This is a genomic window from Halodesulfovibrio spirochaetisodalis (assembly GCF_001672295.1).
Classification (GTDB): Bacteria; Desulfobacterota; Desulfovibrionia; order Desulfovibrionales; family Desulfovibrionaceae; genus Halodesulfovibrio; species Halodesulfovibrio spirochaetisodalis.
The window spans coordinates 52,925-76,930 of the sequence record NZ_JXMS01000016.1 but is presented as its reverse complement, the minus strand read 5'-3'; the positions used below and the strand labels follow the sequence as shown (position 1 = coordinate 76,930).

Here is a 24,006-nt window from a genome sequence, read left to right as displayed (position 1 = left end):
AAACACAAAAACAACGTTTATCAGTCGAATACCAAAGGTAAAAAAATGTTAATAAATAAGCAGCAAGCAATTTATCAACACACATCCAACCATTGAGTTTTAAACATAAAAAAAGCGGAGGATTTTCATCCTCCGCTTTCATAACAAACTCTTGTTTTACATATGGGCGCTACTTGCCTGACCTGCAGTCACTGCAAACCCCATAGAGATACATTCTATGACTGGTCAACACAAAGCCGTGCTTAGCAGCCAGTTCATCCTGTAATCGTTCAATCTGGTCGTCAATAACTTCCAAATTCTTTCCGCAGCGTTCACAAATCAAATGATCGTGATGCTTGCTGCCGTAGCTCTGTTCATAACGAGCTACACCATCACCAAAATGAACTTCTTTGGCAATGCCGGAATCACACAGCAACTTCATAGTTCTGTATACAGTTGCCTGTCCAACAGAAGGGTCAGCTTTTTTTACTCGTTCGTACAACTCTTCTGTTGTTAAGTGTCCTTCGTCTTTCAAAAACACTTCTACAATCAGCATACGCTGCGGAGTAACCTTCAGGTTATTCTTAGCAATATAGTCGGCAAAGACTTGAATTGGCTCTTTCATACGTCCTCGGCTTGTGTTTCACAAATGATACCGGACAATATACTTACTCAACACAAATCGCAAGCAAGCTTACTCTAATATACGTACGCTATAAAATCTCACTCAGATTCCAATGATTAGCTTCGGCTGCTTCGCGCACGCCGTTTCCTCCAAGCACGCAAACCTGTCCTTTTTCAGCAGCAGCTTGAAGTACTTCTGCGAAGGAATGGAAATGACCAAGTGTGGTGGAAAGAATCTCATCACGCATCTGCTGACGCAGTGCATCAGTATCACCAAGAATCTTACGTGTAACAGCTGCGGAACCTTTGGAATCCGGAAGCATATGGGTATCAAGATCACCGATAGCACCGATAATCGCTTTTTCCAGCTCTGCTTTACCAAGGTCAAGCTTACGCAGGTACTCGGCAGAACCATCAAATGCTTTCAATGTATCAGCAAGGTTCGGATCGCGATAAGACACTTGAGCCAGTACACCGGTGCTGCGGTCGAATGCTGCAAATGCACCGTAGGCACCACCTTGTACACGAACCTGATCCCACAGCCAGCCCATTCGCAAATGCTTGAAAATAACATTTGCAGAACCATGGTACTTGTACCCGAGATCGAAGAGATTGGCTCCTTTACCTACATAGTTCACCTGTGCAGGAATAAGGAACGCCTCATGTGAAGCGCAGTACGCAGGCTGCCATAAAGAAGACTCTGGAGCACGCTCCGGCAATACTGAAATAAAGTTCTGAACAAAACTGTCCGCTACAGCCAAACCACTTGCTTCAGCAGTAACAGACATAAGTGTGCCAGACTTTTTAAGAACAGCAGCACGTACACGTTCAAGATCAGCAAGGACAGAATCCCAGTCACCTGCAATTGTATCCGCAAGACCACGGAGGAACTGAAGGTAGCTGATACCGCCTGTCTGCTCAGAAACCCAGCCAGCCACATCAAAGCAGCTACGCAGATGCGACATGACGACCATATGACCGGAAGGAACAACGCCCTGCTCAACACGGGCTTTTTCTTCCAGAACGATAGAGCGGAAACGCTCTTTATCATCAAGTTTCACATCCAGAATCACAGCCTGCATCAGCTCAAACATGTCGGCAACTTTATCTTCAGTAGATTTGCCATGTACTACGAGCTTTGCAAGAGGGTTGCGATCTCCAAGTGTGGTTGCTGTCATAAGGTCTGCGCCAATACCGCCAGTTTTAGCAGCAATACGCATTCCCAGCTCTACAAAATCAAGCGTATCTGTTCCCATTTCGGTCAGGCATCTGCCAAACAGCGGAACGTAGGAAAGCAGAGACGTATCAAGCCCTGCAATATCGAACAGCGCGGAAGTGTACACAACACCGTTGGTATCAAGATCATGGGTGTATACAGTAACACCGGAGCAATCTGTTTCTTTCTGCGGGATAGTTTTGTTTTTAGTCGGAATATCGCTGATGGTAAGACGCGGAATACTTGCCACGGCCTCTTCGCTATCCGGAGTCTGCTGCATTTTACGAAGCAGCGCAGTGTTTTCAACAATCGCTTCGATATCAGCTTCGCTCATTTCTTCGCGAACTTTTGCAAGTTTTTCTTCGACACGCTTTTTGCGCTCTTCCTGCAAATCTTCATCCGGCACAAGTAATACAGTTGTGCGATGGTTGTTTCCTACAAGGAAAGCACTGATAAGATCTTCAAAGAGGCGGTCACCATTTGCGAGACGCTCTTTAATGAAACTAAGCGGCTCTTCAAAAGCGATAAGTGCAAGAGGATCAGCATCGTACAGCCATGTTGTGAGGGAGCGTACCATGACGGAAAGCCCCACAGGGTAGCGGCCTGAATTGTTCTCGCGAAGGTTGAACTCGACACTGTTCACAGCAGCTTCAATATATTCTTTATTGATGCCGTCTTTAACAAGCCCGTTTAATGTGTCAAATATAAGCGCTTCAACTACGTCTGCGTTCTCTGACTTGATACCTGAAAGGCCGGTGGAGAAATACATCTGGCGTAATTCATTCTCAAGGCCGACACCTGTAATGTCTTCACCAAGGCCGGATTCGATCAGTGCCTTGCGTAATGGCGACGCAGGCATGCCGATGAGAATCTGTTCAAGCATCTGGAAAGCAAGGTTAAGCTCTGCTTCAGCTGTTTCCGGAAGCATCCAGTTTACAGTGAACATAGCGCGACCCTGATGCTCGCTGGTTGCAGGCCCTGCTGCATATCCTTCCAGCAATGCCACAGGACGTTCAAATTCTTCCTGAAGCGGAACTTCTGAATCCACCTCAAGTGCTGCAAAACGATCAAGAGTGCCTGCAAGCTTTTCAAGACGTTTTGCTTCATCATCATCGCCCCAGAAGAAGAAGCGGGCGTTGGACGGATGATAGTATGTTTCGTGGAAGTTCTTAAACTGCTCGTAGGTAAGCTGCGGGATAACATCCGGATTACCGCCGGAATCAAGGCCGTATGTCATATCCGGGAAAAGTGACTGCTGGGAACGTTCATGCAGAACGCTGTCTGGGGAGCTGTAGACACCGCGCATTTCGTTATACACAACACCACGGTAGGTGAGCGGCTCTTCAGCGTTTTCTACATTGTAGTGCCAGCCTTCCTGCTGGAAAATATGCTCGTTGATTATCGGGAAAAAGGCTGCATCAAGATACACGTCAATCAGGTTGTAGAAATCCTGAATATTAGCGGATGCTACTGGATAGCAGGTTTTATCCGGATAGGTGAATGCGTTCAGGAATGTTTGCAGAGACCCTTTAAGCAGTTCCACAAACGGTTCTTTTACAGGAAACTTTTCTGATCCGCATAGTACGGAGTGTTCCAGAATATGCGCAACACCTGTTGAATCTGATGGCGGAGTTCTGAAGGATACACCAAACACCTTGTTTTCATCGGCATTGTTCATGGACAGTACTTGCGCACCAGTTTTGCTGTGTTTCCACATGCGGGCAGTGGTTGCCAATTCTTCAACGCGCTGTTCATCAACAAGTTCAAAGCCGAACTGTTCTGTCATTGTCTTCCTCCGGAATATCCTTTTTTATCTCGTCTCTGCCTGCCTGCAGAGAACGGTACCCTATATGATACAATACGATATAGACTGGCATGACCGCCGTCCACATCTTTTGTTTCTCAATACGCAATTAACGATATGCCACAAATCAATAAGCCGACACAATACTGTATCGGCTTATTGCATGTTATTTCGCCAACTTTGTACCCTGTGCAGGACGCAACACCCTGCACACATTTCCATATACTCTGTTAACACGCGACTTCGCCTGTCAGTACATCTGACTCGACGGCTTTGACCACACGATTACGTCCATCCCGTTTCGCACGGTACAAAGCATTGTCTGCGCTTTCATATAATTCGTTAAAAATCTGAGGAACAAATTCCTCGGTAGATGATACACCCAGTGATATTTTCACTTGGATAGTCCGCCCATCCGGCAATGTGATGGGGGTATTGGCAATACGTTCCCGAATCCGTTCAGCAAGGATCATTGCACCTTCAGTTGTGGAATCCGGTAGCAGCAATGAAAACTCTTCGCCACCGACACGGGCAACCACATCCACCTTGCGGGCTGTTGTCTGCATAATTTTAGCAACCTGCTGTAACACAATATCGCCAACAGAATGTCCGTACTGGTCATTCACATATTTAAAATGGTCGATATCTGCCATAAGCAGTGCCATATGCTGACCGGAGCGTTCAAACAGCGCAAACTCCTGATCTGCCCGTGTAAGCATATACCTGCTGTTATACAGCCCTGTGAGCGGGTCAAGCAGGCTGAGTCTGGCAAACGCTTCTTCACTTTTGCTGATGGCAAGCGCAAAACCCACCATAACAAACACGCTGCCCAACGTTATGTATGCATACAGTGCCACTTCGTATAGCGGGTCAGTTACCGACAACTGAAGTACCGCTGTTATGCAAAACCAGCCCAGTGGGGCACAAATTCCGAGAAAAAATGCCTGAGCAGCCCGTTGAAACCGGCTTTGCTCATTAACTAAAAATAAGCGCTGGAGTATGTGCAGCATATGCCACTCCTCTGAAGCGGTTAAACGCCCTGCACCCCTCCGCCGGAAGGCAGGTACGCTCTGGCCATTGTATGCAGGTCGTCATAATCAAGACGGTTTGCAATCCCCACGCACAACTCTGTGGACATAGCACATTTGTACTCCATGTCCTTCAGTAACGCTTCCTTATGCTTTTTCAGCCACTTTCGGACAAACGGTACATCGAAACCGTCAACTACCATTGAAAGAGCATCTCTGAAATATGCTGATGAAATTAACGGCAGCAGGCGCTGGCAAGCATCCTTCCCCTGATGCCTTGCGTAAAACACATAAAAGAGCAGTGCGACTATAAGCTTCTCTTCAGGAATCCTGTACCCGACATTAAAAAAGTGCTCACGGCCTTTGTACTTGTCCGGCATAAGTTTAAGTAATTCCTGAGCGTACTTGATGGCCTTATCGCCCGGTACCGGAGGCTGAGGAAAATCTGCATACAGTTTTGCAATACTTCTATGCGGATTCTCTGCAGTAGCAACATCCAGAACAGCAATACGCATACAGTCAAACTTGCGCTCCATGGCACTTTGCATAGTCTGCGCTTTTACTTTTGCCATTGTACGTATGGTATCTTCTGAAAAATTACCAAAGCCGATCTGTAACAAATATCGAATATATTCTTCAGAGGTATGCTGCGCCTCTTCGTGAATCGCCTTAAAATTTCTCTTATTGCCTACAAGCTTTTTTAACGAAAGCCAGTACGCTGCAACACCTTCTACAGGCATCTCTAACAAATCGAAGTCATGTTTAGCTTCAGCCATTCCCTATCCCTTTGCTAAATCATAGAGACGTCCATCCCACCATAATTGCAGTGATACCGTAGCAGTATACGAAACGCAACAGTGAAAGCAGTGTTCAGAAAAATAAGGTACGCCTGTAGAGGGTGTGAGCCGTTTTACAGCTACACCGTTCAGGAATAAGGCAGGGAATAAGCGTGGTCAGCCTGCTAGGCGTTGGCAGCGTGCAGCCGTTCTACCATTGTAGAAAAGAACTCTTCTGCATTATCTGCGCTGTTCAGACCGCATAAGCCGCGGACTACGGTTGCCAGCAAGTGCAAATCCAAAGAGACATCAAAGAGTCCGTTATCAATGCGGCACTGATCGTTCTCAACGCGCATCTTGTATACTCTCTGATCCTTATTCACTCCGTCAGAGACAACGACAGAGTAGACTTGTTCTCGAGTGTCGGTAAGATAGAGACGCTGTTTGGTAACAGTTCCCGCCTCCTGATCATGATACATATTTTCAGAGCACAGAACGCCTGTAAACTCCATGTCTGCGCCCACATCATTGGGCAGCATAAACATTCTCATGCCATCGGTTTCAGAAAGCGAAGCCATCCCGTACCTCCTAAGTAGGTAACGTTAGCTGTTCCGGCCCCCGCGGTTTTTTAGGCTTTGTCTCCACCAGTTCCGGTTCGGGTTCCGGCTCGACAGCCTGCTGCTCGACTTTCTCGAACAGCACACCGCCCCCCTGAGCTTGCCAAAAAGCTTCCAGATCAACACGCGAGACCCTGTATCCACGCCCAAGCTTTGCTGCTTGAAGATTACCGTCTTTAATGGCTCTTCGGATGGTCTCTTTATGACAGCTGAGAAGTTCTGCTGCTTCACCAAGTGTGTATGTATGCTTTATGCCAATGCTCAATGTACTTACCAATTGCTATTTCGACGCGACAGAATGCCATTCTGCCTATCAGAATAGCCTGCTACCAATTTTCAGTGAATTGTCGCGCATATTATCACCTACAATCAACTGATATCAACTTTGGCCACATTTGTACACTTTACATAACATAGACGTTTTTTAAAACACACACGCTCAATAAAATCATTAGTAAGCCGATTTTTGTCACAATTGCAGATTTTTATCTGCTCAAACCCTATTTAATTGCATCAAATATCACTTCATTTTCTTGTTCCCAATAAACTTCTACTAAGCCGATGCTGACGGCAAAAAACTATCCTTCTCGTATATCAGGGGGTGCAGGGGGAATTATTTCCCCTGCCCGTCGGAGACAAAAAAGAAAACAACGTCGTCAGCAGCCTAAAAAATAGTCCCGACATTCATCGGGACTTTGTATCTACAGACTATCGCGTCACAACCTGCCGCTCCCACGGAGCAGTATGATTCGGAGGGCCAAATCCTTCACCTGGGGTGTAACTTTCACGAAGGCATAATGACAGGTAGACCTGCGCCTTTTTGACAGCAACTTTCAGATCAAACCCGTGTGCAAGATACGTTGCAATGGCTGCGGACAACGTACATCCGGTACCGTGAGTATTAACAGTCGCAATCCGCTGGTGGTGCAATCCTACAGGGGCTTCATCAGGACAACCGAGCCAGTCCACAAGTTCTTCCTCGTCATCATGGAAGTGTCCGCCTTTAAGCAGCACAGCCTTTGGGCCAAGCTCGAGAATGCGTTTAATCGCAGTCGTGACATCTTCTTCTGATTCTATTTTCATTCCGGCAAGCATCTCTGCTTCAGGCTTATTTGGTGTCACAACATCAGCCAACGGAAGAATATGCTCTATAAGCGCATCCACTGCGTCCTGCTGTAAAAGAGCGTGACCACTCGTGCTTATTGAAACCGGATCAATGACTAACGGGAACTGCTTATCTTTAAGCACTCCGGCTACCCCCATAATAATGGGAGCAGAAAAAAGCATGCCTGTTTTAGCAGCAGCAATAGGAAAACCATCCAGTACAGTGGTTAGTTGCTGTACAACAAAGTCTGCATCCGGTGCATGAATGCCGGTTACTCCTAACCCGTTTTGTGCAGTCAGAGCAGTGATAACGCTTGTTCCGAAACCGCCGAGCACGGTCATGGCTTTCAGGTCAGCCTGAATTCCAGCACCGCCACCGGAATCAGATCCGGCGATGGTAAGCACGCATGGGTGATTTTGCATTTTCTATCTCCTGAAGAATCGCCAAGGCGTCTTCTACCTTTTGTAAGTACATCGGAAACTATGAATGTGTTCCTGAAAAAACACAGCACTGCATAGTACAGTGCAACAATCCAACTTCCGGCAATCTCCTACTAAAACTTCTCCCGCTGATACGCAATGATGTGCACAAACATTCTTTTGCGCTCGAACCTCTAGATAGAAGCACATAAAAAAGTCCTGCCGTATTACTACGACAGGACAGAACGTATCACTGAAATTATCATCAGCAGATTGAAGAGAACTTAGTGCAGTTTTTATACGACAGCATCCATGAGCAGGTTATCCCTATGAATAGCCTCCGTATAACAACGGGGCCCCATGATATCTTCAAGCTCATCACTATGCTTACGCATTACTTTTTTAAGATCACCGGAGGCGTAGTTTGTCAGCCCCATGCCAATGACAACGTCTTTTTCTGAAACAACGCGCACCAGAGCACCTTGACTGAACACACCGTCCACGCGGGTAATGCCCGCAGGAAGCAGACTCTTACCACGTTCAACAAGTGCCTTTTCTGCTCCGGCATCTACAATAACTGAGCCTTCAGGATCAGAGTGGTAGGCAAGCCAAAACTTGCGGCTCGATACCTTCTTACTGTCAGGGCGAACCCATGTTCCCATCTCTTCACCGGAGAAGGCGCGCACAATAGCGTCTTTTTCCAGACCGGAAATAATCAGTGTAGGAACGCCTAGCTGTGCCGCACGTCCGGCAGCTGTCAGCTTGGAGAGCATACCGCCTGTGCCTACAGTTGTTTTACCGCCACACATGGCTTCAAGGTCGAGCGCCTGAATATCTTCGATAACTTTGATCGCTTTAGCGTCAGGGTCACCATCCGGATTGGATGTGTACACGCCTTTCGCAGATGTCAGGTTGATGTATAAATCAGCGTTGACAACATTAAGCAGCAGCGACGCAAGGCTGTCGTTATCGGTAAATGCCAGTTCTGCTGTAGCAACCGTATCGTTAGCATTAACAATCGGGATTGCACGCCACCCGAGCAATGACGCAAAGGTATTTCGGGCATTCAGCAGACGATGTCTGTCTTTCAAATCATCACGGGTAAGCAGTACCTGCGCAGACATTTTTCCGTTGGCTGTAAATTCCTCATTATAAAAATGCATGAGTCGCCCCTGCCCAACGGCAGCAGCAGCCTGCTTGTCCGGCACGCCTTTGATTTCACAGCAATGCTTAAGAACTGTACGTCCTGCTGCAACCGCACCTGAAGACACCAGAACAACCTGCGTTCCCCTGTCATGCAGCTGTGCCAGTTGACGTGTAAGATTCTTAATAACGGTTAGGTCTACACCCAGTCCGGAAGTAAGGACAGCGCTACCTACTTTAACAACAACACACTTGGCACGGTTTAAAACCTGCTCGCGCTCCTGCTCCCAATCCATGATTCACCTGCGGTCTATTCTTCAGTCACCCAGACTACTTCTACATCAGAGAAGTCTTCTTCGTCCTCATCTTCGTCTTCAAGCTCCCATGTGCGTGCAGTGTTCACCGGCGCGCTCATGTCGAGACTGTCACGAAGCTTCCACATCTCTTCCACTACTTCTTCCACGCCCACATCATTCAGTGCAGACATGAAGTAGACGGTTCGACCATCTTCAGCAGCTTTTTCTTTAAGATGCTCCACAATCTCTGCATCAGCAAGGTCCATCTTATTAATGACCTGAAGCTGCAGACGATCGCCGAGAACTTCGTCAAACTTGATGAGTTCTTCGTTGATGAGATCAAATCCTGACCACGGATCTTCGAGGTCAACGTCTTCGATGCTGAGGATATGGACAAGAAAACGGGTACGCTCAACGTGCTTCAGGAAGCGGTGACCAAGCCCCTGACCTTCGTGCGCACCTTCGATAAGTCCCGGAATGTCCGCAATAACCATGCGCTGGTCAGTATCATACTCGTTAATCATCACACCAAGGTTTGGTGTGAGTGTCGTAAACGCATAGTTTGCGATTTTAGGACGAGCTGCAGATACTTTGGAAATAAAGGTAGATTTACCAGCGTTTGGAAGGCCAAGCAGACCAGCATCAGCAAGAATTTTAAGCTCAAGGCGAACCTTGATGGCCTCGCCTTCTTCACCCGGCTGAGCAAAGCGCGGAGTACGCATTGTTGCTGATTTAAAAAATTCGTTACCGTGGCCGCCACGACCACCGCGACAAAGAAGGATCTCTTCGTCCGGCTCGGAAAGGTCTGCCACGAGTTCTTCAACACCATCTTCACGGATAGCATACAGCAATGTACCAACCGGCAGGTCAAGAATGAGGTCTTTCCCTTTACGGCCGAACATCTGACTGCCACCGCCGGAGTGACCACCCTCTGCCGCGTAGTTACGCTTCAGACGGAAGTCATACAATGAAAGCAGCTTGGAGGAACCGCGCACGAAAACGTTACCGCCATCGCCGCCGTCACCACCGTCCGGGCCGCCTTTCGGAATAAATTTTTCTCTGCGGAAAGATACGCAGCCGTTGCCGCCCTTGCCGGCACGAATATTGATGATTGCTTCATCTACAAAACGCATAATTAGTTGCCTTACCTTAAGACTGCTGACAACGCACTTTCACTCAGATTACGTATTCTCTGCGTTTTCAGGAAAACAATAGAAGGCATATGCCCTCTGCACATTCGTTTTCCAAGCCGTCTCCGAAGCATACGGAGATGTCACCAATCCATGCTTATGGTTATATTTTTGCGAAATTGTATCGCATGTGCCCGCGCGCGTACAGGGAGAGATATTGCATAACGGATACGGAAACTCTGTCCGAACAAAGACCCGCTCCATACACGAAAAAAGGCGGAAGCGCATTGCGACTTCCGCCTGTCAGGTCACTATAAAAGTGGATTACTCAGCAGCAAATGGAACAATGCTTACACGAGTTTTCACAGCTTTTTTGCGCATGTACTTTTCGTACTTAACTACGCCGTCAACCTTTGCGAACAGGGTAAAGTCTCTACCCATGCCTACGTTTTCACCAGGGAAAACTTTGGTGCCGAGCTGACGAACAAGGATGTTGCCAGCAAGAACATTCTGACCACCGTAGCATTTAACGCCACGTCGTTGGCCGTTTGAGTCGCGGCCGTTTCTGGAACTACCACCAGCTTTCTTATGTGCCATGATTTACACTCCTTTCAAAAATTAACTAGGCTTCGATGCCTTTGATTTTAAGAGCAGTGTATGCCTGACGGTGACCCTGCTTTTTACGGGAGTCGTGACGACGGCGTTTTTTGAAGATAACAATCTTCTTGCCGCGGCCATGCTCGAGCACTTCAGCGGTTACTTTTGCGCCTTCAACGTAAGGAGCACCTACGGAAAGCTCAGAACCACCAACCAAAAGAACTTTGTCGAGAACGATTTCGCTACCAGCTTCTGCTTCGAGCTTCTCTACAAAAATTTTTCCGCCTTCTTCAACACGGAACTGCTTACCGCCAGTTTCGACGATTGCGTACATAATATTTATCCTCCAAAGAAAGAAAGGTAGACTATACCTCTTTCCAAGGAAAGGGTGTCAACCTGGTTTGCTTTTTTAAGAGCAATGTCAAAAGGGAAGCAATGCCCTATCATGGTGTCCCCTGATTGACAAGTATCTAATTACACTTTTTCCACCTCAAAGCCAACACAAATGCAAATACTCCGCGTTAGATAGGAGCTTAAACAGCTTAGTCACTGCATCAGGAATATCAGCTCAGAACATATCATTGTACAAAAAAAAATTTATAACTGACAGTAACATACGGTTCTAGTACTCACTTACTGAGTGTGTCTCATCTCGTGTCCGGAGAGAAGTACCGCACCAAGGCCCTCCCCCAAGGCTTTTCTCTCCGGACCCTGCAATCAATAAGGGTTATTCCTTATTTCTATATTTGATAGCCCTGACAACTGTCAGGGCTATTTTTTTATCATGACTGCGGCAAATAATAACAAGGCGACCCTTTTCTACAAGTTATCATCCCGTAAGAATCTGTTTCTCTTTACAATCGTCACCTTACCGTACCTATTACTGATAGAACGCCTACACTGTGAGGACAGACATGAAAAGATTTACTCTTATCCTGATCTTGCTGAGTTCACTGCTTGCTGCAACTGCTTTTGCCAACCAGGCCACTCCTGAAACACAGCAAAAGCAACCTGTAGCTGCAACAAAACCGCCAGAACTATCATTTGAACGAGAGCTCTTTTATGCCGAATCCGGCAACCCGGACTCACAGTTCACACTCGCCTATCACTTTTTCCACAAAGTTGGTGGAACAGAGGGAAGGGCAGAAGGTATTGCATGGTACAGAAGGGCAGCCAAGCAGGGACATGCAGCATCGCAGTACGCACTTGCCAGATGTTATCTGACCGGACAGGGAGTCAAACGCAACTACCCTCAAGCTATCTCGTGGTTAAAGAAAGCTGCTGCGCAAAAGATGCTGCACGCAGAACTGCTGCTCAATTCATGTTACGTGGCTGGATTGGGAACACCCAAGGAAGCACGGCAGGGACTCGCCAACCTTACCCGTCTTGCTGAAGAAGGGAATGAAGAAGCACAAAGCCTTCTTGGAACCTGTTACATCTACGGCAAATCAACTTTCAGAAACGTTCCTCTCGGGTATGCATGGCTTCAGCTGGCATCCTTGAAAGGTGCCCGCAAAGCTAAAAATCTTTTCGCACGCCTTCATGCTGAACTCCCACCGGAAGAAGTAAGTGCAGGCAAGCTTCAGACAGCACAACTCATTGATTATCTAAAAAGAAAAAAAGCGAAGTAACGAATACAGCAACATTTTGCCTGAGCAACACACACCAATAAAACACACTGCTACCCGCTTCATTGACATCACAGAGAGTAACGCAATGATGCTGCAAAAAGCCCTCTGCCTCCCCTCCATTGCACACGCAGTACGCAACTCACTTTGATACGCCAAACATGTAACCGCTTTTGTCTCATGAAACACTTCGAAACACGGTTTCATTTTTTAAAAACGCTTACTTTTACAATTTCAGACACTTAACAAAACAAACAACGCAAACCATGTAACTCTCACCCCATTACCGCTTGCATGTTGCAAAAAATAACCGTATCTAAGAGTCACATTATTGAGGCACAGCACTGTATGTTCCATATATGCAGATGCCGACCCACCGAAAGCCGGCCAGCTCCACATGGCACCCTTTCGACCTGCCTTTGTAATAGAAATTTGTAAGACCTGTGCCTTTAGTGGCCTAGTACATGATGAGATACGATAACGATTTTACTAGGCATATCCGGTTCTTCTCCACTTTTCCGGATAACCGCACGCTAACACTTGTCTAACATTTAGCCCGCTTTCGTGGCAGAAAGCGGGTTTTTTTACGTGCTGCAATCAACTATTACGTCACACACCTGCTTGCTCTCGAAAAGAAAAACAACACTCTCAAGCAGATAAACGCACTCCCATCTATACACCAGCCCACTTCAGCATTTTATTGATATTCAATGCTGCAAAAACGCAAACCGGTTACACACAACGCACTTTGTTCCATTTGCCAAGCACACTACATTCGACATTTCCTTTCTTCCGCTTCATACCAGCCTCCACTCTCACCCAATAAAATAAGTTGCGAATGCATCATGCAGCACGTAAATACAACTGGTCAGATCATTTCGACGTATAAGGACAGAATCTTATGAAAGGCATTATCCTTGCCGGCGGCTCCGGCACACGACTGTACCCGATTACACGCGGCGTATGTAAACAACTGCTGCCAGTGTATGACAAGCCGATGATATACTACCCGCTTTCTACGCTTATGCTTGCGGGTATTCGCGAAATTTGCATCATATCCACTCCTGAGGATCTTCCACGATTCAAAGGAATGTTCGGTGACGGCTCACAGCTGGGGCTGACACTTGAATATATTGAACAGCCAAAGCCGGAAGGACTGGCACAGGCATTTATTCTCGCAGAAGAGTTCATAGGCGATTCGCCTGTCAGCCTTATTCTCGGTGACAACCTCTTCTACAGTGATGGCCTGACTGAAATGCTCGAACGCTGTGCAAAAACAACCCACGGTGGAATTGTGTTCGGCTATCATGTTCTTGACCCAGAGCGGTACGGTGTTGTGGAGTTTGATGAAGACTTCAATGCTATCAGCGTAGAAGAAAAGCCGGAGACCCCACGCTCTTCATATGCAGTGACCGGCCTGTACTTCTTTGACAACCGTGTTGTGGAGTTTGCAAAGCAAATCAAACCGTCTCCGCGCGGCGAACTTGAAATCACCGACATCGTCGACATGTATTTGCAGGACGGAACACTTAAAGTTGAAGTGCTGGGAAGGGGAATGGCATGGCTGGACACAGGAACATTTGATTCCATGCAGCAGGCGTCCTCTTTTGTCCAGACTGTACAGAACAGACAAGGATTGAAAATAGCCTGCATTGAAGAAGTGGCGTTCCTCAAAGGATACATCACCAGCGATCAACTGCGGGAACTTGCGCAGCCGATGTTAAAAAACGACTACGGTCAGTATTTAATGCGACTCGTTGAGTCATAGCCACGTTGCAGCATATATTTAGATAAAAAAAGACCGCTTCGTCATTGCCCATACGAAACGGTCTTTTTTCTTTGTAGACACAACCTTTCAGTAATACTGAAAGAACGGGAAGCCCCGTTATCTAGATTTTAATGGTCGAGATGTTCGCCTTTTTTCACACGATAAATCGCAGTAGAAAAAATGACCACAAAGTAAATAAAAATAAGGCCAACGCCCACAAAGCCCTGTGGGGTTGAGTGCATCATGCCTTCAAAAAGCTCACCTAACATAGCTCCACTCCTTTACTCTTTCCATTAACCCCTGCAACGCAAAAAAAGTAGTTGCGCTATTTAGTAAAAATGTCAAGATCAGTTTTGCAAAATCATCAAATCTTTTTAGCCCGCATGCTTTGCAGCAGAAGGCTTAATACTTTATCTAACCCTTTCTCCCATCTTTCATTCTAACCGGATTTCATATGACAACCAAAGATTCACAGTTTGCCAAAGGCGACACTCTTACCCTGACCATTGACGCCCTTGCTACAGGTGGTAAAGCGCTTACCCGACTGGACTGCATGGTAATTTTTATGGACAGAGGACTTCCGGGTCAAACTGTTGAAGTAAAAATTACCAAAAAGAAAAAACGGTTTGCAGAAGCTGTTCTCACCAAAGTTATTACTGACGCTCCTGACCAAATATCCCCGCGCTGCGCGCACTTTGGCGTTTGCGGAGGCTGCCTGTGGCAGAACATGGAATACAGCAAACAGCTTGCATGGAAAAAACGGTTCGTCTCAGACTCCTTGAGCCGCATTGCCGGTGCGCAGGATCTTGAAATTAACGACCCTATTCCTTCGCCGGAAACATTCTACTACCGCAACAAAATGGAATTTGCCTTCGGGGACAGACGAGGCGACATCACTGTCGGACTGCGTAGATACGGCACTCACAATGTTGTCGATCTTCAAGAATGCTATCTCCAGACAGAGCGCACTATAGAGATTATCGACCTTGTTCGCGAATTCGTTAATGCAACACCTGCTCTTACCGCATACGATGCTAACAGCCGTCGCGGTTACTTGCGTTTTCTCGTTATCCGCGAAACCAAACACACCAACCAGTGTATGGTGCAGGTGATCACTGCAAAAGATACAACCAACAACGACCAGCAGCACCGTGCTATCCGCCAGCTGGGACAGCTCCTGCAAGAGCGCATGAATGTAACCACATTTATCCACTCCCTGCGCACCCACACCACACAGGTTGCATACGGCGAAAAAACGTATGTAGTACTCGGACAGAAATCTCTGACAGAAGTACTGAACTTTGAAAAAGACATGCCATCTCTTTCTCTGTCTTCACACGCTGACGGATTCTTTCAGGTGAACACAAACGCTGCTGCCCGCCTGTACGAAACTGCAGTTGAAATGGCAGAACTGACCGGCACGGAAAAGATCTGGGATCTGTACTGCGGCGTGGGCGGCATTGCTCTTACCGCAGCACCTCGAGCAGCAGACGTGTTCGGAATGGAAATCACAGAGCAGGCCATTGCATCTGCAAAAGAAAATGCGACAATCAATGGCATTGAAAACGTCCGCTTCGTAAGCGGTGACGTGCGCAGCGCACTTACCAACGAGCCATCCATGCCGGATGTTGTCTTTGTTGATCCGCCACGCTCCGGCATGAATCCGGAAGTGGTTGATCTTATTATGGAGCAGACTCCAAAACGCATCATCTATGTTTCCTGCGACCCTGCTACGCAAGCGCGAGACATTGCCGTTCTCGGAAACCAGTACACAGTCACAACAGTGCAACCTGTAGACATGTTCCCGCAGACCGCGCACATTGAGAATATCATCCGTCTTGACCTCAAGGCAGAATAATACAGCAAAGACTGACACTTCAGTTTTCAGGAGCGGGGCACATAGCCCCGCTCTTCTTTTTTCTATTGCTTACGTCACAGCTGCACCCTTGAAGTCAAAAATAATGACTTGCATTCTTCCTCTTCCCCGCACAAAAAATCACATCAAAATCCTGCTCCACTTTTTCACCCGAGCCATTGCGCGCGAAGGCCTGCACAGCACTCTTGTTTGCACACTCAACCTGTTTGTTTTGTGTGAAAAAAAGGACAAAAAAGCGGCTTCATAAGTTGACGCAAAGTAACGTGCGTGATAACTCCAAACCAACTTGTGAACGATTGCACGAAGTAGTCCGACTTATGCTGCACATTCGCATGCTAAGAGGAATCTTTTATGGTCGTTAAGAAAAACAAGGGAGCTAATCCCGGAAAATATTTCGATACGATGGGAACAGTCGGAACGATTGGTCTGCACATGGTATCTCACCCCGCAGTGGGGGCGGTGGCTGGGTATTTTCTGGATGATTGGTTAGGAACAAAGCCTTGGATGTTCATAACATTTCTGATTCTTGGTGTTATCGCCGGTTTCAGAGCTGTGTACGCTGACACAAAGAAGGTAATGAGGAATCAGGAAAAAGAAGATAATGAAAGATTTCAGCGAAAAGATTGAAAAGCAGTTGTACTTCAAAGGGTTCAGACTGCCCGACATCCGCTCGATTCTTCGTATCCAGATTCAAATCTGCGGCATTGCCATAGTAGCAGCACTTTGCACAGTCTGGTTTAGCGTGTGGCCGATTACATTTGCAATTGGGGCAGTAATCGCTACGTACAGTTTCTTCTCGGTTGCCAAGTTCATACAGCAAATCATCTTGCGCGAGTATGACCGAAGCATGCTGTGGGGAATGCTATTCAGATTTTATGGACGTCTGCTTATTGTCGGAGTGGTTGTTGCCGCTCTGATTGTAAAAGCACATGTTCCTATGATGGCACTTGTGTCCGGTTTGGCTACAAGTATGGTAACGATGCTCATCTGGATGATTTCACGCCAGAATGAGCGGAAAACCAAGGAGGCTTAGGATATGGCAAGTGGTTTGCCTCATCCGTTGCTGCTCGCACCTCTCGCAGGTATGGACAGCATTACAATCAACGGGGAAGTAGTCAATTTTAGCCATGTGTTCTACACATGGATCGCTATGGCAATTCTATTCAGTTTGGCCTTCCTTGTACGCGGACAAATAAAACTTGTCCCCGGAAAGTTACAAAATGTTTTCGAGGTCATTATTGGTGGGCTCGAAGATTTCGTAGTGAGTAACATCGGTGAAGACGGGCGAAAGATCTTCCACGTCCTCATCGCACTGTTCCTCTTTATTATTACAATGAACCTGCTGGGTCTGGTTCCGGGCTTCGATGCTCCGACTGCTAACGTTAATACAAACGCAGCAATGGCCCTGTTTACGTTCGCTTACTACAACTGGGTTGGCCTCAAGCGTTGGGGCGTAGGGTACATCAAACATTTCTGCGGCCCATTCTGGTGGCTGACACCGTTGATGTTACCTCTCGAACTGATTTCTCACTGTGCTCGTCCACTTTCTCTGACACTCCGTCTCTTCGGTAACATCAGAGGTGAAGAAATTGTTCTGATCCTGTTCTTCCTGCTTGCACCTATCGTAGGTACTATTCCGATCTACTTCTTGTTCGGTCTTGCTAAGTGCTTGCAGGCATTTATCTGGTTCATGCTCAGCATGATCTACCTCAAAGGCTCTCTCGAACACGCGCATTAGTCCGTGTTCCGGCCTTATTACCGGGGGAAATGGTCTTTGACCAACTAACATAAAATAATTTTAGGAGTGTTTCAAAATGCGTAAGTTTCTTATGATTGCTCTCAACACTGTTGCTCTGATCTCCATCGCAGCTGTTGCTTTCGCAGCAGAAGGTGCTAACACCTACGGCGATCTCGTATACTTCGGTGCTGCTCTCGGCATGGCTATTGCTGCTGCTGGTTGTGGTATCGGTCAGGGTCTCGGTCTGAAAGCTGCTTGTGAAGGTACTGCACGTAACCCAGAAGCATCTAACAAAATTACTGTTGCTCTCATTCTTGGTCTGGCATTCGTAGAATCCCTTTCCATTTACGCTCTCGTTGTTAACCTTATGCTTCTCACAGCGTAAGTCTACAACTTGCCTTTTAGAGGAGGCCTTTATAGGGCCTCCTCTTTTTACCTTAACTTATGAGAATTATTTCACAAATTTGGAGCGTTCATGCCACAACAAAAAAGTGAACATATTCCAAGAGCGACCATTCAGCGTCTGGCTGTATATGTTCAAGTGCTGGAAAATCTTCAGCGTGAAGGCACTGAAGTCATTTCCTCTGAGCCGCTTGCAAAAGCGTGCAATGTTAACGCTTCTCAGATACGAAAAGACCTTGCCTACTTTGGAGAATTCGGGGTGCGCGGCGTCGGGTACTACGTTAAGAACCTTATCGCCTCCATTACCAGCGCTCTTGGTGTAGACAGAGAATGGAGAACTGTTCTCGTTGGTGTCGGTAACCTTGGTAAAGCTCTTTTAAATCATAAAGAGTTCCGTCTTCGCGGTTTTAACATTGTCGGTGCATTTGATTGCGACCCGTTTAAAATTGGTGAAGAAGTTTCAGGACTCGAAGTAGTTTGTACTAAACGTTTACGTGAAATGATCGGCGATAACGGCGCCGAGATCGGTATTATCACGACTCCTCCAGAACGTGCACAGCGTGCAGCAAACCATCTTGTTGAAGCGGGTATCAATGGCATCTTAAACTTTGCCCCTTCCCGTATTACTGTGCCTGATCATGTAAATGTAGAATATGTAGATTTTTTCCACCATTTGTACGCACTCTCTTTTAATATCACACATCCGAATACTAAATAGTACATTTGGAATTAGTTACTACAGCGCGCATTTTTTCGTTTATGTACCCCGTATACTGTTGTGTACGGGGTAAACACGTTATGATGGTGTCCGGTTTTCTACTTTTCGGAGGAAAACATGTCACTGAACTTTTTCTTACTAACTGATTTTGGCAATATTGACCCGTATGTCGCCCAAATGAAAGGGGTGCTCAGTACGCTGGCACCACAACATCCTATATTCGATATTACCCACAATATTGCGCCGCACCATATCGCACAGGCAGCATTTTTTCTTGATGCCACTGTCGAGCATCTGCCCCCGTACTCCATTACTATTTGCGTTGTTGACCCAGGTGTCGGCACATCCCGCGACATACTATGTATGAATTGTAATGACCGCATCGTACTTGCGCCGGATAACGGGTGCCTGTCCTTCCTGTCTGCACGATATCCCGACGCCCCTGTGTACCGCATTAAACAGGAAAATTTGCCGCTCGAGCATACGAGCCATTCCTGCACTTTCCATGGCAGAACCATGTTTTCACCGCTGGCAGCTGATCTGGCGCTTCATATCGAACAGCGACCTTCCTACATTGAATGCACTTCGCCTCTTCCATTCAGCGAAAACTCAACGCAGGACTGCCGACTAGAACTGTTCCCGCCGCAACCGGAGCATGCACTTGATATTCTTGATACGTACATGCAAAACTTCGGGCACAAACGGGCTGAGAACATTGTCACCCTGACGTCCTCTGTACCAAAAGTGCATGACAAGATGCTTGAAACTCAAGTACTCCACATTGATACGTTCGGTAATGTCATCCTCAATCTCCCGAGCGCAGCATGGCGCAAACGCTTTGCAGCAGGTGGCAAGCTACAGCTCTACACACAGACGACCCGCCCGCTCAAGCTGATCTCGGCCTATGCGGAACTGGCGCCTAATCAAGTGGGGATTATCTGTGGCAGTCAGGGGTACTTGGAACTTGCCTGTAACATGTGCTCAGCAGCACAGTTTATCAGTCTCAAGTTAGACGACACAATCAACATACTATTTTCCAATCCACCTGAGGTGTAATAATGCTGACACAATTCTGGACTGAATATCTCACCGCACTCAGTTTTATGACACGACTTGGATGCGCACGCATGTGCACCAGTGAAGAGATCGCTGCAACCATGCGGCAATTCTATGCTGTCGGTCTCACCGTTGGTGCTCTCATCACCTTTCCATTTGCATTGGGGATATTTTCAGAGCATCCATGGGTTCAAGCATGGCTCTGGGTATTCCTCTCCATATGGGTTACTCGTGCCCTTCATTGGGACGGATGGGCTGACATATGGGATGGATGGGGAAGCTGTGCGGAAGGTGAACGCTTCTGGCAGATCGTCAAAGACAGCAGAGTGGGTGCCTTTGGTGCCATAGCCATGGTTGTCGGTATTCTTGGCCAAACCATCCTTGCTCATGAAATATTTTTACAGGGACAATGGCAGGTTCTCATCTTCGCCCCTATCGCGGGAAGAGTTACCGCTGTCATTATCGGAGGACTGGGAGATGCACCACGTGAATCAACACAAGGCCGCCTCTTCCTGCAAGGAGCTACCAACCAGACCATTGCAGTCCAATCTGTCCTCGCACTTATCACCGGCATTCTGTTTTGTGGCATTCTTCCGACGCTCTACACAGTTATCCTATGTGCGCTTATGGTGTGGTCATATCTTAGACTCGCCAAAGTCCAAGGAGGCATCAACGGTGATTTTCTTGGCGCAACCGTTGTCGGTGGCGAGCTTGCCGCTATGCTTGCGTTTCTCATGTAACACTCTTTTCCAGAGCATTCCTGCCTGCCATACCCTTTGGACAGTTTCGGCATGAAACATGCTATACCTACTATACATCTAGGTAACATGTCATAGCTTTGACACTACTAGGAAGGATTATGGCACCATTCAAATTCAAGCTGCAGCAGGTTCTCGAATACCGCACGCAGCTGGAAGATCAGGCTAAGCTTGTACTGGCTGATGTACAACACAAGTACGAAAACCAGGCGAAACGTGTTGACGGGTTAAGAGAGTCTCTTACTCACAACCAGACGCTTATGAGTACAACAACTGACCCTGCTCAAACATGGATCATCCGCAATTTCCTGCAAGGAGTCCGGCAAGACATCAGTACTGCTGAGCACCGCCTGCTCACACTTGCAAAGGAACTGCACTCTGCACGGCAAGTTTTGACTGAGAAATCTCAGGATAAAAAGCTACTGGAAAAACTTAAAGAAAATCAAGCAAAGCGACACGCACATGAAGAAAAGATCAAAGAACAATTGCAGCTCGACGAAACAGCAACGCTCAGGTTCAAAGCTCAAGCTTTCTAAAATTTGCAAACTTTTTGGTTGTGCAATCCTGTTCAAACTTATTCTCGTAGGCTCTATCGTTTTTGATGGTGACAAACAGCTTACTTCAATCCTGCCGGAAGACACTGTGAAGCAGGTTAAAACAGTTGCAGAGAATACCTCTGTCACCTTAGAGGAACGCTTTGCACAGGTTAAAGAGAACTTGCCAAGTGCACCGGCAACGCTTACTACCACTACAGCACATGCTGAAGTAAAAGAAGAGCCGAAACAACCTGCTCCCGAACCTGTAGTTGAAGACTCCATGACGCGTGACCTGCTTAAAAACAAGCAGGTTGAATTAAGCAGACGCGAACAGGAGCTCGAACGACTCCAGTCAACAATCGACGCCAAACTTGCTCAGCTTCAGACACTGGAAAAACGTCTGAAAGTCATGCTCAGGAATGCCAAAGAGACTCAGGACAAAAAAATGAAGCACCTTGTGGACGTGTACTCCAACATGAAAGCAAAACAGGCTGCTCAGGTTCTGCAGACTCTTGATGAAAAAATTTCTGTTAAAATTCTTGCAGGCATGCGCGGGCGTAAAGCAGGTGAAATCCTGACATATGTCAGAGCTGACAAGGCAGCACGCCTTTCTGAAGAGCTGACAAAGATGCAATTACCTTTTGAGTAGAGAATGCCTCGAATAAAAATCACTGTCGCCTATATCGGCACCCGCTACGTAGGGTGGCAACTGCAACCTCCAAGAGAGGAACACCCTCAGCCAACCGTTCAAGGTGAACTTGAAAAAGTTTTGACCGCTGTCACCGGCACTCTAATCAGAGTGCATGGCAGCGGTCGCACTGATTCCGGCGTCCATGCAGACGCACAGGTAGCTCATTTTGACCTGCCGGAAAAATGGAAGAATGTGAACTGGCAAAAAGTTTTCACAACAAAACTGCCGCATGACATTGCCGTTACAAGCGTAGAGACTGTTGACGACGAATTCCATTCGCGTTTCAGCGCAAAAGCAAAAAGTTACACATACACTCTCTGGTTAAAAAATGAGTTTGTTCTGCCTGCGCGCTACCCTTTTGTATGGAAAACCGGCCCGCTGGATATTGCTGCCATGGAAAAAGCTGCCAGCTACCTCATTGGTGAACATGATTTTGCAACCTACCAGAATGCAGGTACAGAGATAACCAATACGGTTCGCACCATTACAAAAATTGCCCATAACTGCCCTGACTATGCAACACGGGATACGCTTCCTGATGAACTAGTATGGACAGTAGAAGCACACGGCTTTTTAAAACAAATGGTACGCAACATTATGGGTACTCTTGTTGCCTGCGGACGCCATAAAATTTCTCCCGACTCCGTGCCGGATCTGCTGGCCGCTAAAGAACGTTCTGCTGCACCCGCAACGGCCCCCGCACGCGGCTTGTCCATGCACAAAGTAAGTTACTAACCACAATAATCAGCCACGCTGCACACATGCAGATAAAAAAATAAAAGCCGCTCCTTCCAGAGTGGCTTTCTTTGTCTCTAAACCTGTACTGTTTCCCTGCCGATTCTTGCCAGAAAAAACGAGAAGGCCGGATAAATCCGGCCTTCAGTTGAACACGCATAACCATTCGTCCAATATACTCGCACCGTGCCCTCTGCACAGTATGAATTAACTGTAAGGCTGTTGGTGCATTGTAGCTATTACATTTTTAATGATAGTTACTAGCTACGTGTAGCTTGGCTCTTCTTCTTTTACGATCTGGAATGCTCTGTTGGATTTCACGGTACCGCTGATACCCTGGAACTTTTTCACCCCTTCAATCGTTGCTTCAAGCAGATCTTCGGTGTCAGTATCCAGCAGGAGGACATCTCCTATTTTCATTTTAAGCAGCTGATTACCGGTAATTTGTGATTCACCAAAGCGAATCTTCATCTCAACAGGAGTCTCCAACAAACGTTCTTTCAAGCGGGATACCCACGCATGGTCAACTTCAAGACGTTCTGTCTGGAAGCTTGCGTGGAGCTTGGAACGGATAGGTTCGATGGTAGCATACGGCAAACACACAATAAGTGAGCCGATAGCACTTTCCAGTTCTACTTCAAAAGTAATAACAACCACTACGTCGCTTGGTGGAACAATTGCCGCAAACTGAGGGTTGATCTCAGAGCGTACAAGTTCAAGATTTACTTCGTGAACAGGGCGCCAGCTTTCTTCCATATTATCCAGTGCAATCTTGATAACACGGTCAACAATGGCCTGTTCAATACGTGTAAATTCACGTCCTTCAATCTTTGGCTGACTTCCCGCACCGCCGAAAAAGTTTTCTACCAGTGCAAATACCAGTCGGGAGTCTACAACCACTATAGCGTTACCACGCAGCGGTTCCATTTTAAAAATATTGATACTCGTCGGGACAGGCAGCGAACGCATGAAATCACCAAATTTCGTCATATCAATAGAAATAGGGTTCAGTTCAACACGCTTACGCACTGCGTTGGACAATGCGTTAGTGCAAAGACGTGAAAAGCGGTCGTTCACAATCTCAAGAACCGGCATGCGGCCTCGGATAATTCTATCCTGGTTGGCAAGGTCAAAGGCTACAATGCCAGTCTCGTCAGTCGGTATATCCGTTTCGCTTTCGATCTCGCCGCCGGAAAGTCCCCGCAGCAGAGCATCTACTTCGTCTTGTGCTAAAATCTTATTCATACGTCCTGTATCTCCGAAAACCTGTACTCTATGCTGCGTCCCCACATCATGAGTGATCAAGTAGGAATTTTTTGACACAACATGTGTCTGGCATAATTTTATGCACTATTAATGCCAACAT

Annotated in this window: 26 protein-coding genes; 13 read left to right on the top strand and 13 right to left on the bottom strand. The window is 47.0% G+C overall.

Annotation, left to right across the window (positions count from 1 at the left end; translation table 11 throughout):
* Positions 1-169: 169 nt before the first annotated feature.
* The 11 genes from SP90_RS10245 to rplU all read right to left on the bottom strand — a co-directional run bounded on the left by SP90_RS10245 (position 170) and on the right by rplU (position 11,068).
* Positions 170-604: a Fur family transcriptional regulator gene (locus tag SP90_RS10245; protein WP_066855466.1), complete on the bottom strand. Its 435-nt coding sequence runs from the start codon at positions 602-604 to the stop codon at positions 170-172.
* A gap of 88 nt (positions 605-692) precedes the next feature.
* On the bottom strand, positions 693-3,605 hold the full coding sequence (locus SP90_RS10240; protein ID WP_066855462.1) for an insulinase family protein: 2,913 nt from the start codon (positions 3,603-3,605) through the stop codon (positions 693-695).
* Positions 3,606-3,853: 248 nt separating this feature from the next.
* Complete coding sequence (locus SP90_RS10235) at positions 3,854-4,633, bottom strand: GGDEF domain-containing protein (protein WP_066855459.1); 780 nt, start codon at positions 4,631-4,633, stop codon at positions 3,854-3,856.
* Between the two features lie 20 nt (positions 4,634-4,653).
* Entirely contained in the window at positions 4,654-5,427 is a 774-nt protein-coding gene (locus SP90_RS10230; protein ID WP_066855456.1) for a hypothetical protein, read from the bottom strand.
* 185 nt (positions 5,428-5,612) lie between these two features.
* Positions 5,613-6,005 carry a hypothetical protein gene (locus SP90_RS10225; protein ID WP_066855452.1) on the bottom strand — a complete coding sequence of 131 codons (393 nt, stop codon included), beginning with the start codon at positions 6,003-6,005 and terminating at the stop codon, positions 5,613-5,615.
* A gap of 10 nt (positions 6,006-6,015) precedes the next feature.
* Positions 6,016-6,309, bottom strand: coding sequence for a helix-turn-helix domain-containing protein (locus SP90_RS10220; protein WP_082936389.1), 294 nt, complete (start codon positions 6,307-6,309; stop codon positions 6,016-6,018).
* Between the two features lie 443 nt (positions 6,310-6,752).
* On the bottom strand, positions 6,753-7,571 hold the full coding sequence (gene thiD / locus SP90_RS10215) for a bifunctional hydroxymethylpyrimidine kinase/phosphomethylpyrimidine kinase (protein WP_066855449.1): 819 nt from the start codon (positions 7,569-7,571) through the stop codon (positions 6,753-6,755).
* Between the two features lie 293 nt (positions 7,572-7,864).
* Positions 7,865-9,007, bottom strand: coding sequence for a glutamate 5-kinase (proB, locus tag SP90_RS10210; protein ID WP_066855446.1), 1,143 nt, complete (start codon positions 9,005-9,007; stop codon positions 7,865-7,867).
* Positions 9,008-9,021: 14 nt separating this feature from the next.
* Positions 9,022-10,140, bottom strand: coding sequence for a GTPase ObgE (obgE, locus tag SP90_RS10205; RefSeq protein ID WP_066855443.1), 1,119 nt, complete (start codon positions 10,138-10,140; stop codon positions 9,022-9,024).
* A gap of 321 nt (positions 10,141-10,461) precedes the next feature.
* Entirely contained in the window at positions 10,462-10,734 is a 273-nt protein-coding gene (rpmA, locus tag SP90_RS10200; RefSeq protein WP_066855440.1) for a 50S ribosomal protein L27, read from the bottom strand.
* Positions 10,735-10,759: 25 nt separating this feature from the next.
* Positions 10,760-11,068: a 50S ribosomal protein L21 gene (gene rplU, locus SP90_RS10195; protein WP_066855438.1), complete on the bottom strand. Its 309-nt coding sequence runs from the start codon at positions 11,066-11,068 to the stop codon at positions 10,760-10,762.
* A gap of 580 nt (positions 11,069-11,648) precedes the next feature.
* Here rplU and SP90_RS10190 point away from each other — a divergent pair.
* A complete protein-coding gene (locus SP90_RS10190) occupies positions 11,649-12,365 on the top strand; it encodes a tetratricopeptide repeat protein (protein ID WP_066855436.1) in 717 nt (238 codons plus the stop codon).
* Between the two features lie 898 nt (positions 12,366-13,263).
* Positions 13,264-14,130 carry a glucose-1-phosphate thymidylyltransferase RfbA gene (gene rfbA / locus SP90_RS10185; protein ID WP_066855433.1) on the top strand — a complete coding sequence of 289 codons (867 nt, stop codon included), beginning with the start codon at positions 13,264-13,266 and terminating at the stop codon, positions 14,128-14,130.
* Between the two features lie 128 nt (positions 14,131-14,258).
* On the opposite strand, the gene SP90_RS16715 is transcribed toward rfbA, so the two are convergent.
* Positions 14,259-14,399: a hypothetical protein gene (locus SP90_RS16715; protein WP_162859832.1), complete on the bottom strand. Its 141-nt coding sequence runs from the start codon at positions 14,397-14,399 to the stop codon at positions 14,259-14,261.
* A gap of 185 nt (positions 14,400-14,584) precedes the next feature.
* Here SP90_RS16715 and rlmD point away from each other — a divergent pair, with 185 nt between their 5' ends.
* The 11 genes from rlmD to truA all read left to right on the top strand — a co-directional run bounded on the left by rlmD (position 14,585) and on the right by truA (position 22,640).
* Complete coding sequence (rlmD, locus tag SP90_RS10180) at positions 14,585-15,988, top strand: 23S rRNA (uracil(1939)-C(5))-methyltransferase RlmD (RefSeq protein ID WP_066855430.1); 1,404 nt, start codon at positions 14,585-14,587, stop codon at positions 15,986-15,988.
* A gap of 369 nt (positions 15,989-16,357) precedes the next feature.
* Positions 16,358-16,633 carry an AtpZ/AtpI family protein gene (locus SP90_RS10175; protein ID WP_066855426.1) on the top strand — a complete coding sequence of 92 codons (276 nt, stop codon included), beginning with the start codon at positions 16,358-16,360 and terminating at the stop codon, positions 16,631-16,633.
* Complete coding sequence (locus SP90_RS10170; RefSeq protein WP_082936388.1) at positions 16,608-17,039, top strand: ATP synthase subunit I; 432 nt, start codon at positions 16,608-16,610, stop codon at positions 17,037-17,039. Before SP90_RS10175 ends, SP90_RS10170 begins: the two co-directional genes overlap by 26 nt.
* 3 nt (positions 17,040-17,042) lie before the next feature.
* Positions 17,043-17,744: a F0F1 ATP synthase subunit A gene (gene atpB, locus SP90_RS10165; RefSeq protein ID WP_066855420.1), complete on the top strand. Its 702-nt coding sequence runs from the start codon at positions 17,043-17,045 to the stop codon at positions 17,742-17,744.
* Between the two features lie 76 nt (positions 17,745-17,820).
* Positions 17,821-18,129, top strand: coding sequence for an ATP synthase F0 subunit C (locus SP90_RS10160; RefSeq protein WP_066855417.1), 309 nt, complete (start codon positions 17,821-17,823; stop codon positions 18,127-18,129).
* Between the two features lie 90 nt (positions 18,130-18,219).
* Entirely contained in the window at positions 18,220-18,864 is a 645-nt protein-coding gene (locus SP90_RS10155) for a redox-sensing transcriptional repressor Rex (RefSeq protein ID WP_066855414.1), read from the top strand.
* Positions 18,865-18,981: 117 nt separating this feature from the next.
* Positions 18,982-19,920, top strand: a complete 939-nt coding sequence (locus tag SP90_RS10150; protein WP_066855411.1) for an SAM hydrolase/SAM-dependent halogenase family protein — start codon at positions 18,982-18,984, stop codon at positions 19,918-19,920.
* A gap of 2 nt (positions 19,921-19,922) precedes the next feature.
* Positions 19,923-20,660 carry an adenosylcobinamide-GDP ribazoletransferase gene (locus SP90_RS10145; RefSeq protein WP_066855408.1) on the top strand — a complete coding sequence of 246 codons (738 nt, stop codon included), beginning with the start codon at positions 19,923-19,925 and terminating at the stop codon, positions 20,658-20,660.
* 119 nt (positions 20,661-20,779) lie between these two features.
* Positions 20,780-21,214, top strand: a complete 435-nt coding sequence (gene fliJ / locus SP90_RS10140; protein WP_066855404.1) for a flagellar export protein FliJ — start codon at positions 20,780-20,782, stop codon at positions 21,212-21,214.
* Positions 21,141-21,863 carry a MotE family protein gene (locus SP90_RS10135; protein ID WP_157471240.1) on the top strand — a complete coding sequence of 241 codons (723 nt, stop codon included), beginning with the start codon at positions 21,141-21,143 and terminating at the stop codon, positions 21,861-21,863. The genes fliJ and SP90_RS10135 overlap by 74 nt, the downstream gene beginning before the upstream one ends.
* 3 nt (positions 21,864-21,866) lie before the next feature.
* Positions 21,867-22,640 (top strand): tRNA pseudouridine(38-40) synthase TruA, encoded by a 774-nt coding sequence (gene truA, locus SP90_RS10130; RefSeq protein WP_066855398.1) that lies wholly within the window; start codon positions 21,867-21,869, stop codon positions 22,638-22,640.
* A gap of 264 nt (positions 22,641-22,904) precedes the next feature.
* Here truA and fliM read toward each other — a convergent pair whose 3' ends face one another.
* On the bottom strand, positions 22,905-23,885 hold the full coding sequence (gene fliM / locus SP90_RS10125) for a flagellar motor switch protein FliM (RefSeq protein ID WP_066855394.1): 981 nt from the start codon (positions 23,883-23,885) through the stop codon (positions 22,905-22,907).
* Between the last annotated feature and the right edge of the window lie 121 nt (positions 23,886-24,006).